Source organism: Prosthecobacter sp. (assembly GCF_029946185.1).
Classification (GTDB): domain Bacteria; phylum Verrucomicrobiota; class Verrucomicrobiia; order Verrucomicrobiales; family Verrucomicrobiaceae; genus Prosthecobacter.
In genome coordinates this window covers 1-10,898 of record NZ_JAQSEA010000194.1, presented here as the reverse complement: position 1 = coordinate 10,898, position 10,898 = coordinate 1, and the positions used below count along the sequence as shown (strand labels likewise).

Below are 10,898 nucleotides of genomic sequence, written 5' to 3'. Positions count from 1 at the left end.
TCAGTGTTCAGTGTTCAGTGTTCAGTGTTCAGTGTTCAGTGTTCAGTGTTCAGTGTTCAGTGAATCGTTCTCGAACCAGCAGCTCCACTTGCAGCATTTCGGTTGGAGCGATGATGGGGCGCGCAATGCGGAATCAACCTGCCACCAGCGCCGCTCATGGCAGCACGCGACGGAGTCGTCCCATGAGCATTCTCATTCGCCAGACAGGCGGGACGCCTTTCCTTCGGGGGGGCATTCATTCGTCATTGGGCAGTCGGGTTTCATCAGGTCCAGTCTCCTTGCCACGATCAATTGATAAGAATGCCAGTCAATGGTATTACGACGCAGAGCGTGGTATCCATCAGCCTGCCGGAGATGCCGCTCCCAGCCAGCCCAGCACGGCCGCCAGCAGCAGCACCAGCAGGCACAGCTCCGCCAGGGTGCGCAGAAAGTCCGGGTGCACGCAGCCACGGTGGCTCAGGCGGCGGCAGGCCACGCGGCGGTGGCCGTTGCGCCGCAGCCGCGTGATCTCCAGGTGGTTTTGGTACGCGTGCCAGCCCAGCGCCAGCAGTCCCGCGCCCAGCAGCACGATGATCAATGTGACGGCGTACATCATGCGTCGTGACGGGCTAAAAGATTGCGAATGCTGCGGCTGGCCGATCTGCGCCCCTCAGGTGCGATCTCGCGCTCACGCACCAGAAAGTCCGCCATGCTCCCCGCCGTGTGGCCGTGCTGCGCCATCGCCATGAAGAGCGGCAGCAGCGGGCGGAAGCGACCCGGACGCTGCGGCGGCAGCATCTCGGCCGACTTGTGCAGCAGGGTGGAAAGAGACTGCTTCATCGTGCAGCCCTCCCCGCAGCGTGGGCGCATGGCAGCGCAGAGTTCTCATGCAGGCAGGGGCCCGGTGCTGGCGCCGCGCCAGGGTGGCTGCGGCGGTGTGCGTCTGGTGTGTGTGTCTTCATCATCGTGGGTGTGTGGTTGGAAATCAGGGAGGCGCAGGGGCAGCCAGCGTCTGCGCCCGCGGAGCAGGCAGGGCGTGAGAGGCCAGTGGCTGGCGATGTCCCACGCGTGGCAGTCTCACCGACCACCCGCGGCCCACTCGCCGCCGCCACGTACCTACCAGCCACTGGCACATTCTCATAGACAGGCCGCGTCGGAGGCCCGCACGCCAGCAGCGCTGCCCCAGCTGCAAGAGGTTGCCTCCCCTCTGCGGCAGCCACCGGCGGCGGTTCTTCTGCCACCCGCGTCGCACCGGCCAGAGGCAGCGCCTCCAGAGCCCGCGCCACCGCACGCAGCACCGGCTTCGCTGCGGCAGGCGTGCCCGGCTTTGCCGCAGACTGCGCAGCCGCCACGGCATGCAGCGCTGGATTTGCCACCGCCTGCAGTGCCGGCTTGCTACCCGCCACAGGCGCAGTGCCGGGCGTGAAGTCTGGCACCTGCAGCTCCCCCTTCAGCGCGCGGTCAAAGAGGTGCCGGCATTGGCCCGCCAGCGTGCGATTGTGTGACAGCGCCAGGGCCACCAGCCTCTCGTACGTGTCATCGTTGATGTATGCTCCTGCTAGTTTCATTGCTGTTCCTTGCTGCGGGTGATAATCACCCTATTTTGCACAGGTGATAATCACCCGTCAAATAAAATATGTTGAATTAAACACTGCGTGGGTAACTCTCGGTGTTAATCACCCACGACACGTTTTTTCCCGATTTCCATAACCATGCCCAATCAAAGACAAAGCGGTACGAAGCTGGCCGGTGCCTACATCAGCGCCGAAAAGGATGAAGCCCTGGCCCAGCTCGCCGTGCAAAAAGGCTACCCCAGCAAGGCCGAATACATTCGCGCCCTGTATGAAGCCGCCCTTGCCGAGGCTGCTACACAAAGCCCCACGAAGGCCCGCAAGGCGGCAAAACCCAAAAGGCCGTGATCCGCAGCCGCGCGCGGCGCAGCGCCCGCCGCAGCCGCCACGCCCGCCCGCAGGACAGGCAGCAGCCCGCCCCCCCAGCATTCAGCCCCCAGTCACGCGACACGCGGCGCGCCCACGCGCCAAAGATCTCCCCGCGCCCCGCTGCCGGGTCCCACAGCACCCGCGCCCGCAGCCTGCCCGCCGAGGCCAGCCCATAGCCAGGGAGCGCCCCCGCCCCCGCCCGCGCCTGCGGCAGCAGCCAGTCCAGTGCACGCCACCCCCGGTCGGCACACAGCGCATGACAAAGGGAAAAAGCGGACAAAGTCTTCATAAAAAAAGGAGAGTGCAAAGCAAAATGCCGAGGTCAACGTATCGGGTATAGAACATCATTTGAAGCGAAAGACTAAGAAAGGTGCAAGAACATACCGCATAAAAATGCTTCTTTTAACAGCCTCAGGACACAACTTGCCCGCATCTCGGCTCAGCGGCATAGGCTCAGAGCCTATCGGGCACGAATAAGCATTCAGCGGCACGGTCAAAAAGAAAAAAACTGCAAGCGAGTCATCCAGAAAGCATGGCCGCTTGCGCGTAAAGCCTAAGCTTTCCACAATGCCGCGCACCACCTTCGCTACCCGAGCTACGCAGCACATGCACACCTTCGCTCCCCGAGCTACGCAGCACATGCCCTCCTTTGCTCCCCGAGCTACGCAGCACATGCCCTCCTTTGCTCCCCGAGCTACGCAGCACATGCCCTCCATTGCTTTGCATGCCATGGCGTCCATGCCCCCTCTCGCACCCCCAGCTTGCCGCTTCGCCAAAGCAACGAAGCCGAAGCCCAAGCCCAAGCCCAAGCCCAAGCCGAAGCCGAAGCCGAAGCCGAAGCCGAAGCCGAAGCCGAAGCCCAAGCCCAAGCCCAAGCCGGAGGACAAGCCGGAGGACAAGCCGGAGGACAAGCCCACCCTCACGTCCTTCGTAGCACGCAGGGCCAGGAAGGGAGCCCTGCCCGCGTCATCCATAGAAAAGCTGTTCATGTGAACAAAATAGCCACCAAAATTCCGTGACGCAACACCCTGCCTGTATTACAACCAATGTGAATAACACCTATGGCCGCCTCCCGAACCAAAACCTTCCGCCTCAGTCATTCCCTTGCCGATGCTCTTGAACTCAGAGCCAAAGAACTAGGCTATAAAAGCGCCACCGCCCTGGTGGAAGCCCTCGCCCGCTACGACTGCCTCTGCCGCAGCCGCCACGGCGTCACCAAGAACTGGGCCGCCCTAAATCCCATCCAGCAAGACGACCTCGACGCCCGCCTCCTCGCCCGCGTCCTCAAACAACAAGGCATGACCGCCACGGAAGCCGCGAAGATTGATTGGAAGATGCTGTAGCGACTATGCCGAGAGTTGACGGCTTTTCCTCGGTAGCACTAGGCGCGAAGGAGGATGGTTTGTTGCCGCCATCAAATAGCCATCAAATAAGACTTCAGGGGTGAGTTTGCTGGAAAATCAAGGGGGCCAGCGTCATTGGCGGGTCCGTGCGGACAGCGAATGGCTCCTTGGATCAAATAACGATCAAATAAGATTTGAGGGCGGGCTCATGCCCAGTGGGGTTGGTATTTGGCGTATTTCTTGCCCTGATTGGGGTCAAAGGGCTTGACCAGACCATCCTCCATGGCATCGCGGATGATGCGTGAGGCTATGGAGATGTTTTGTTCTTCGATCCCAAACCGCTGGCGCAGACTGGAATTGGTCATCATGTCCCGCTCCACATAACGCAGGCAGGCGTGGAGGTAGCAGGCCCTGGAGCGGTCTGCGCGATCCATTGCCGTCAGGGGGCGGTGCGAAAAGAGCACCACCCGCGTGGAGTCCACCGCCGTTTCGATGAGTGGCACGGGCAGTTGGTAAAGCTCCGTTTGAGCAACCACCTTGTCCACCCCGCTGCCCCGTTCTTCGCACACGCCGACCCGCCGCATGAAGGATGCCAGCAGTTCGTTGCGCGAGCGCGGTGGCGTATCGAGAAAGCGCTCCGTTCGGATGAGCGGGAGCCCCGGATTGGTCACTTCCATTCGGTCTGCGAAAATTTCGATCATAGGGCCGGCCCCGGTCACCGCAAAGTCCTGATGAATGAGCGCGTTCGCAGCCAGCTCGCGGATGGCCAGCTCAGGATACATCGGCACCTCCTTGCGCAGCGCCTTGCCGATGACTTCATTGCGCGGCACCAGCGTGTTGATGAACTCGATCAGCCCTGTGAAACCTGAGGCATAACCCTTTTTGCCCACTTGCTCGCGCACCGTCTTCAGCCGGTTCTTGCCTTCGTAGACGATGACCCGGACTGCTTTGCGGGAAAGTGTGCGGAAGGAGTCGAGATTCCTTGCGAACAAAATGCCGCCCAGAGCCGTGATGTTCCAGTCGCCAGCACCATCCGCGACGATCATGCGGTCCGTCGCTAGTCGATCTAAAATCTTGTCACGATCTGTCGGCAACGGCAACGCGAGGAGTTCAAAATACGCTGGGTAATCCAGCATCGACAGCACGGTGCCGGCATCCGCATTCTCCTCCACCAGGGTTTCCTCAAAGGGCGTGGTCTCAAACACCCGCCACAGCTCCTTCTCGATCTGCGGGTTGTCTTTGAGCTTCTGCCGATGCGAACCCACACGAATGTATTCCACCCCATTAAACTGCACGGGCCTGCCGGGTGCACGTGGGATCTCCAGCAGCACCACTGGCTGCCCCTCATGCTGCAGTTCATGAAATTGGAAATGCAACCTGGGTGAAATGGCCCGGTTGAGCCACGGCTCGAGATCCTCGTTGCCTTTCGCCTTTGCTTTCGCTGGGGAAAAGGTTGTTCCCACCACCTTGTGGGTACCATCCTCGACACCCCAGATGAGGTAGCCGGCCGCTTTGTCGTGCAGCGCCGCCATATTGCTCAGCGCGGAAATGTACTCCCCAATGTATTCGGCCGCCCCTGTGTTCTGCTTGAGTTCCAGTCACGGCGTTTCCGTCGGCTGCTTGCGCAGCTCCGCCACCAGTCAGCTCAGGCAGGCATCCGCCGGGAGATTTTTATCGCCCCATCTTGCCGTCTGTGCCCGCCATCGCAAGCGCGGCAAACACAGAAGACCATGTCTTGCGCAGGAACTCTCGGAAGGAGGCGGAACGTATGGATCGATTCAAAAAAAGAGGCCATGCCTGCCTGGCATTTGCGACGCCAGGCCGATCAGCCAGCCGTTAAAATTTTTCACCTCCGCCACCAGGTTGCCCCCCAGGCCAAAGCGGTTCTCGTCCGCGTCGGGCTTGTTGCCATGCCGCCGCCGCGTGCCACCCACGCGCGCAGCACGCCCTCCCTGAAGTCCGGCGGCTCTGCCGGTACATCCTTCGCCACCTCGGCCACTGCCGTCGCCGCCGCCGTCAGTCCCAGCAGCAGGCCGCAGCCGGCGCTGCGCAGCGCCCGTCACCACTTGCTGCGGGATTCAGGGCGGTGTTCAAAGCGGGCGGGGCAGGCGGGCATGGCATTCATGGTATGAAATATGAGAAGTGCAGGGCGGGGGATGGAAAAAAGCCCCTCAGGCCCCTCAGGCCCCTCAGGCCGCGCCGCGCCATGCCGCATGTGCACGGGCACCCTCAGGCCTCCGGGTGCTCTCAGGCAAGCTCAGTGCGCTAGATGCCGAAGCGCTTGCGCAGCGCGTTGGTGCGGTTGAGCCAGCCATTGAGAAAAGTCTTGTACTTATCCTGCGCGCCCAGCCGCCGGTAGTATTTCTCCTGCAGGCCCACAAAGACACTGGGGTTCCCGTTGGCGATCACATGAAAGCTCCGCGCGCGGCCCGCGCCCATGTTTACCGCACAGTTGAAAAACACCTCCGCGTAGGGCGGCGTGGCCAGCCCCGGGCAGCCATCGTGCTTCCACTCCTCCCAGTAGATCGCCAGGGCCACATCCTTCGTGAGGCCTTTGATGTTCACGTTCGGATGGCTGCGCTGGTCGATGCCAAACTTCGTCGCACCACCGGGATCATTCTTGTCATTTTCATACGTCTCGCCCTCCCACTCAAAGATAAACGGCATGAAATTTCGGAACGCCTCGCTGGCCTCGGCCGGCGGCGTGGCATTTAGCGTTTCCTTAGCTGAGGCCTCGCGCGTCTGCTTGCGTGGCGGCAGCGGCGGTGCGGTGCGCAGGAGGAGGATATCCGTCCTTTTCACCTCATCGCCCTGGCCCAAACCGATGAAAGCCTCCCCGTAAAAAAGAGCTTCGTCATTCTGCAGCAGCTCCGTGGCAAAGGTGAGGAAGGCCTCCCGCGCCGCCGCCTTCCCCTGCGCCGTGGCAGCCGCTTCGATGTCGCTTCTGAGCGCCCCTGCAGGCACCTCCTTCGTGACAAGCCGTAGCAGCTTTTTCGCTTTGAGATTTGTGATCGTCACCACGCGGTTGAGCTTGTCCGCGCCCAGTTCAGCTCCCACCAAGCCGAACACTTGGTGGTTGTCCAGCAGCTCGCAGTCATTCAGAACGTCGTTGAGTTGATCCACCGTCTCGACGGGATTGATTGGGGCGATGTTAGGCATAAAAGAGTAGGGTTAGACTGAGGGTGGAGTGACGAGTGAAATGAACCGCCCCGCGGTGTGTGGGAGATGGGGAGGTGGAGCAGGCCATCACATGCCCGGAATCGTCGTCGTAGCCGCAGGCGTGGCAGGCGGCGCAGCCGGAAGTGCGCCAGGCGTCTTGACTGGCGGCGGCGCATACATCTTGACGCTGTCCACCAAGGCCCGTTGCTCGGTGGGCTTCGCCTCCTTTTCATAGAATTCCTGGATGTCCTCGCCCCGCATCGTGGGCTTGCCGGCCAGAGGGTCACCAGCGGCCCTGATTTTGCCAGTCAGCCCGGCACTCTTGACCACGGCATTCCACCGTTCGTTCGTTTTTTTGAGCTTGTCCGCATCAGACAGACCTTCGATTTCTTTCTCCAGCAAATCATCCACATTGGCAATGGTGGTGGTGAATTCTCGGGAGCTGAGCAGCCGCGAATTGCTCTCTTCCAGTTGTTTTTTCAGATTAGTCATCTGCTCCGCCGTCATCGTCTCTGACTTAATGAATTTGAGCTGCGCCGCCATCAGCCGCGCCTCCGCCCCCGTGCGCCCGGGCTCTGCGTTTGTCAGCGAAGGCGCCGGGATGTTGTTGACCGCCTGATCCACCCGATCCGCGTCCTTGTGCACAAACGCCCCCTCAGGCGTGATCGGCTCGCTCGCCTGCTCCAGATCCGAAGGGGAGGGTAGGCGGCCCGACAGCAGCATTTCCACGATCTGGATGTTCGCCATCGTCACGTTCGCAAGCGTCCAGCCGTTGGGAGACAGCCTGTCCGAATTCGTCGCATTCAGGTTGTAGGCCCGGAAATCCTTCATGGACAGGCGGATCCGGTGGGACGCCTCCAGGTAGGCCATGGCGCGCGCCTTTGAGTCAAAGATCTTCCGCAGTTCCAGAATGCCCAGCCCCGTCAGGCCCATCACCCCCAGGCTGTGCTTGCTGATCGTCCACGTCTGCGAGGCCGCCGTAAAAGCCGCCAGCCCCGCCAGCGCCGTGTCTGACGTTTCCCGCGTGTAGCGCCCGCCCGTCGCACGCGCCTGGAAGATCGAGGCCACACTGTTCGCATAGTTAAACGCCAGCGCGTCGGAGAGCTCCGCATCCTGTGTCGCATTTTGGTATTCGTTCTGTTTTTTGCGCTCGTGCTGCGCATACGAAACAAACGTGCCCGGCAGCGTGCATGCGCCGAGAAAGAGACAGCCCAGCAGCGCCAGGGAAGGGAATCGGAGAGAGTGCATCATGGAAGCAGGAGAGTGAGGCAAGGTTCTGGCCGGTGGCAGCCTGCGTGCGGGGAGAAACACCGCACTGCAAGCCCCGCGCGACTGCGAGACAGGCATTTGTTTTTACCGACGCGTAGTTTTAGTGGGATGTTTTTTTATATGCAAGCCCCATCTAGGAAAAAAACAAAATAGAATGAGTTTTTAATTCCAATGTATCTAAATAGAGAGCTTATTTATAAAGCGGGCGCTGCGAGATCTCTGGGCCCAAGAAGCCCGCAGAGCCATTCTGAAGCTGCCCAGCGTCATCATTCCCGGAGAGTCCAACTCCCTGCTCAATCCCGCGCATCCCGACTTCAAAAAAAATCGTCGTCGGAAGTCCCCAGCCCTTCTTGTTTGATCCACGCCTGCTTTGAAGCTCAGCGCGCGGCGATGATCCCCCCCTGTAGTCCAGCGGCACCGCAACTAGCGCAGGGAAAGCAGTCCTCAATACGTGAACAGCAGCATCGCCCGTTCAGGTTTGGGCTTTTGAGTCATGCCCATACAACAGCCCACCTTAAGGCGTGCGGATGGCATGCTTGCGCAGAAACTTGTAAAAGGAATTCAAATTCTTGTCGGATTCAAAGTCCTTCCCGCTCTCCGCCGCGCCTGCGCGAGCCAGCGCGTCCCGCAGGGGCTCCTTCTCCATGAGTGCGCGTAGCCGGGCCAGCAGATCAGGCGATGAGTCCCAGACCGCATGCGCGCTATAGGTGTATTTAAGAATAGCGAACAAGTGGACGCGGTGGCTGCGCACGATAGCGGCGTAGTCCGCCGGTCCGGTGCGGGCGGTATCCAGCTCATCGATGATCTCAGCGTCTGAATTCTCCAACTCCCCGAGCAGCAGGCCAAAGGTGGTCTTGTTGTAGGGCATGCGCAGTGCCGCCCCCATCGTCCATTGGGTTCGGTGCAGCCTGCGGTCTTCCTTATAACCGGGACTGCCGGGCGGGTGAGTACGGAGTTCCTTCTTGAGTCCGGCAAGCATCTCCGGCAGGGTGTCGGGCAGATCGGCATAGTTATGGTTCAGCATGCGGAACCAGCTCACACCCGCTGCCAGAAATTTATCATCGTAAACGTCGTTATGATTGAGGGAGATGGAGCCCGGAGATTTGATGTTCCAAAAGCCCGGCGTGCGAACGCCATCCGGCCTGGGAACGATGCGGTATTTGGTGAGGCGGTGATCCTTGTTGGGAACCCAGAAAGCGGGATCCAGCGTGGGTGCCAAAGAAAGCTTAAATTGCAACGCCTTGAGATCGCAGTCGGAAACTGGTCTTTGCGGTTGTTGCTCGACCGTCTTTTGGACATCATGGCTTCGTGTAGAACGATCAAAACCCATGGAGTTGACGAACAGTTCATGCCGAACGTAGCTGAGCGTTGCGAAGGGATGGAGCAGGTAATTGTTAAGCGGCTGGAGGAACATGTTTGCCAGATCCTTGGAGCTTGTGACCGCCAGAATCCGCGGCGCCAGCAGACGGGTGTTTTCCGGCTGGCAGTTGACAATTTCGGACTTGTTGACCCTGTCCATTTGCTCTTTTGAGACAAAGGAAAGCTCCGCGCTGTTTGCCAGCAAAAATAGATGTGGAAGGCGCTGCTCTTTGCCAGGCTTGGTTTTTTCGATCATCAATGTCGCGGACTTTTCTAGCAGCACTCCACCCAGCGAGTGTCCTGCAAAGATCACATTGGAGCCCTGTTGTTTGCCAGCCTCCGCTACGTCACCTAGGAAATTCTGCAGGTAAGGACTCTCTCCAATCTTTCGGGCCACTCTCCGCCGTCCAGTAAGGGTGCCCCACTTGAGGAGACCGTCGAGACTTTCTCCCCGCCATGCAACGTAGATGGCCAGCACCCTGCCCATCTTTGCCTCGACCATACGATGAACCAAGCCATCCAAGTCGTTCATGTCCTTTTTCTTGGCCTCTCCGCAATCGGGCGAACTGTCATTATGCCAGCCATGGATGTAGAGGAGCACCGTTTTGGGATTGAACTCCTTGATCTGCTCCACGGCGGTGATCAGTTGTTGCGACACCTTGGGTTGTCCGTCCTGGGCAAACTCGGCCACGAAGAAGCGGTTTGTATTTTGGTCACGGGAAAGTTCCGAGTCAAAGCGTCTTGCCACCCTCCACGCGTTCTCGTGCTTAGGCGTGGTGATGGAGCCGTCAAAGTAGGCCTTCTCTGGACGGATACGAAACGTACAGGACGACAGCAGGCTGCACCCAAGAAGGGCTCCCAAGCTCAGACAAAAAGAGCCGCAGAAAAATTGCAGCACCAAGGAGGGCTTTGGAGGGCAGGGGAAAGGAAATACTGAGCGCTTATACATTATTTTTGATTTTGGGTCCTGGATTGTTGGATGAGTTATTCCACGACTGATTGTTTTTTTAGATAAGTATCTAATATTATTTCAGTGTTTTGAGTGGCCGACTCAGATTAGATTTGATGTGCTTTCAGGCAAAAAAAGATTCAATATATTATAAGTGAAGCGTTTGAATAGATGATTGTGTTAGTAATACGAAAATTACTAGTAATAGACCGTCATCAAAGCGGCGAATGAATCCGAAGGCAAGGACAAATGGGCAGGCGGATGAGATCCTTTTCCGGCAGTAGTAACATCCGCGCGTTTGAAAATGTGTGACTGGAAAGCCCCTTCAGATTTCCAAGGAGGGAAGAAACGCATCACTCCCAGTTAAGGGAAGCGACCCTCAAAGCGGATCGGATCGCCGAAAATGAAGCGCTCAGGAAAGCGGAGCTTCGATAAGAAAAAGACCCGCAAGAATTTCTGAAGATGCCCGTTTGCATGCCTGCGTTTTCCACCTAGTACACCGTCATGAAACAACCTGCCCGCCTCCTCCTCGCTCTTCTCACCCCGTTGCTCCTCCTCAGCGTCACCGAAGCCCGCGCGCAAAAGGCCGGCGCAGGTGGCGTGCGCGAGTTCAAGGACATGCTCAAAGATTTTCCTTCCAAAGACCTGCTGAAGCTCTCCGGCGGCAAGAAGGAAGAAGTCGCCATGGAAATGTCCAAGCAGCTCACCCTTAAAGAGCACGGCAAAGACGGCACCTACCGCGGCAAGATCGGCAGCATTGAAGTCTGGCCCTTCCCGGAGCGCGGCATCACCGGCTGGCGCATCGCCCTGCAGGACACCTTCAAGCGCGGTGGCGACACCATCCTCGTCTGGGCCTGGGTCCACATCCACACCGACCCCGACGGCGTCATGCCCAAGCTC

The 10,898-nt window shown here is 59.2% G+C and carries 12 protein-coding genes; 5 read left to right on the top strand and 7 right to left on the bottom strand.

Annotated features, from left to right (window positions below):
- Window positions 1-340: 340 nt before the first annotated feature.
- The 3 genes from PSV43_RS16675 to PSV43_RS16665 are packed head-to-tail and all read right to left on the bottom strand — an operon-like array spanning window position 341 to window position 1,547.
- The gene (locus PSV43_RS16675) at window positions 341-595 is read right to left on the bottom strand and encodes a hypothetical protein (protein ID WP_300199806.1); all 255 of its coding nucleotides are present in this window, start codon (window positions 593-595) and stop codon (window positions 341-343) included.
- A complete protein-coding gene (locus PSV43_RS16670) occupies window positions 592-819 on the bottom strand; it encodes a hypothetical protein (RefSeq protein ID WP_300199803.1) in 228 nt (75 codons plus the stop codon). Before PSV43_RS16670 ends, PSV43_RS16675 begins: the two co-directional genes overlap by 4 nt.
- Entirely contained in the window at window positions 816-1,547 is a 732-nt protein-coding gene (locus tag PSV43_RS16665; RefSeq protein WP_300199800.1) for a hypothetical protein, read from the bottom strand. The genes PSV43_RS16670 and PSV43_RS16665 overlap by 4 nt, the downstream gene beginning before the upstream one ends.
- Window positions 1,548-1,691: 144 nt before the next feature.
- Between PSV43_RS16665 and PSV43_RS16660 the strand changes: the two genes are divergently transcribed.
- The 3 genes from PSV43_RS16660 to PSV43_RS16650 all read left to right on the top strand — a co-directional run bounded on the left by PSV43_RS16660 (window position 1,692) and on the right by PSV43_RS16650 (window position 3,262).
- Window positions 1,692-1,898, top strand: a complete 207-nt coding sequence (locus tag PSV43_RS16660; protein WP_300199797.1) for a hypothetical protein — start codon at window positions 1,692-1,694, stop codon at window positions 1,896-1,898.
- A 759-nt stretch (window positions 1,899-2,657) separates the two neighbouring features.
- The gene (locus PSV43_RS16655; protein ID WP_300199794.1) at window positions 2,658-2,912 is read left to right on the top strand and encodes a hypothetical protein; all 255 of its coding nucleotides are present in this window, start codon (window positions 2,658-2,660) and stop codon (window positions 2,910-2,912) included.
- A 68-nt stretch (window positions 2,913-2,980) separates the two neighbouring features.
- Window positions 2,981-3,262: a hypothetical protein gene (locus tag PSV43_RS16650; protein ID WP_300199792.1), complete on the top strand. Its 282-nt coding sequence runs from the start codon at window positions 2,981-2,983 to the stop codon at window positions 3,260-3,262.
- Between the two features lie 206 nt (window positions 3,263-3,468).
- On the opposite strand, the gene PSV43_RS16645 is transcribed toward PSV43_RS16650, so the two are convergent.
- On the bottom strand, window positions 3,469-4,860 hold the full coding sequence (locus PSV43_RS16645) for an ATP-binding protein (RefSeq protein ID WP_300199841.1): 1,392 nt from the start codon (window positions 4,858-4,860) through the stop codon (window positions 3,469-3,471).
- A 195-nt stretch (window positions 4,861-5,055) separates the two neighbouring features.
- Here PSV43_RS16645 and PSV43_RS16640 point away from each other — a divergent pair, with 195 nt between their 5' ends.
- Window positions 5,056-5,394, top strand: coding sequence for a hypothetical protein (locus tag PSV43_RS16640; protein ID WP_300199789.1), 339 nt, complete (start codon window positions 5,056-5,058; stop codon window positions 5,392-5,394).
- 133 nt (window positions 5,395-5,527) lie between these two features.
- On the opposite strand, the gene PSV43_RS16635 is transcribed toward PSV43_RS16640, so the two are convergent.
- The 3 genes from PSV43_RS16635 to PSV43_RS16625 form a co-directional block, all read right to left on the bottom strand.
- Window positions 5,528-6,421 carry a glycosyl hydrolase 108 family protein gene (locus PSV43_RS16635; protein WP_300199786.1) on the bottom strand — a complete coding sequence of 298 codons (894 nt, stop codon included), beginning with the start codon at window positions 6,419-6,421 and terminating at the stop codon, window positions 5,528-5,530.
- An 87-nt stretch (window positions 6,422-6,508) separates the two neighbouring features.
- Complete coding sequence (locus PSV43_RS16630) at window positions 6,509-7,672, bottom strand: hypothetical protein (RefSeq protein WP_300199783.1); 1,164 nt, start codon at window positions 7,670-7,672, stop codon at window positions 6,509-6,511.
- 532 nt (window positions 7,673-8,204) lie between these two features.
- Window positions 8,205-9,911: a hypothetical protein gene (locus tag PSV43_RS16625; RefSeq protein WP_300199780.1), complete on the bottom strand. Its 1,707-nt coding sequence runs from the start codon at window positions 9,909-9,911 to the stop codon at window positions 8,205-8,207.
- A 591-nt stretch (window positions 9,912-10,502) separates the two neighbouring features.
- On the opposite strand from PSV43_RS16625, the gene PSV43_RS16620 reads away from it, so the two are divergent.
- Window positions 10,503-10,898, top strand: a 396-nt coding sequence (locus PSV43_RS16620) for a hypothetical protein (protein ID WP_300199777.1), incomplete at its 3' end; no start/stop codon positions are given.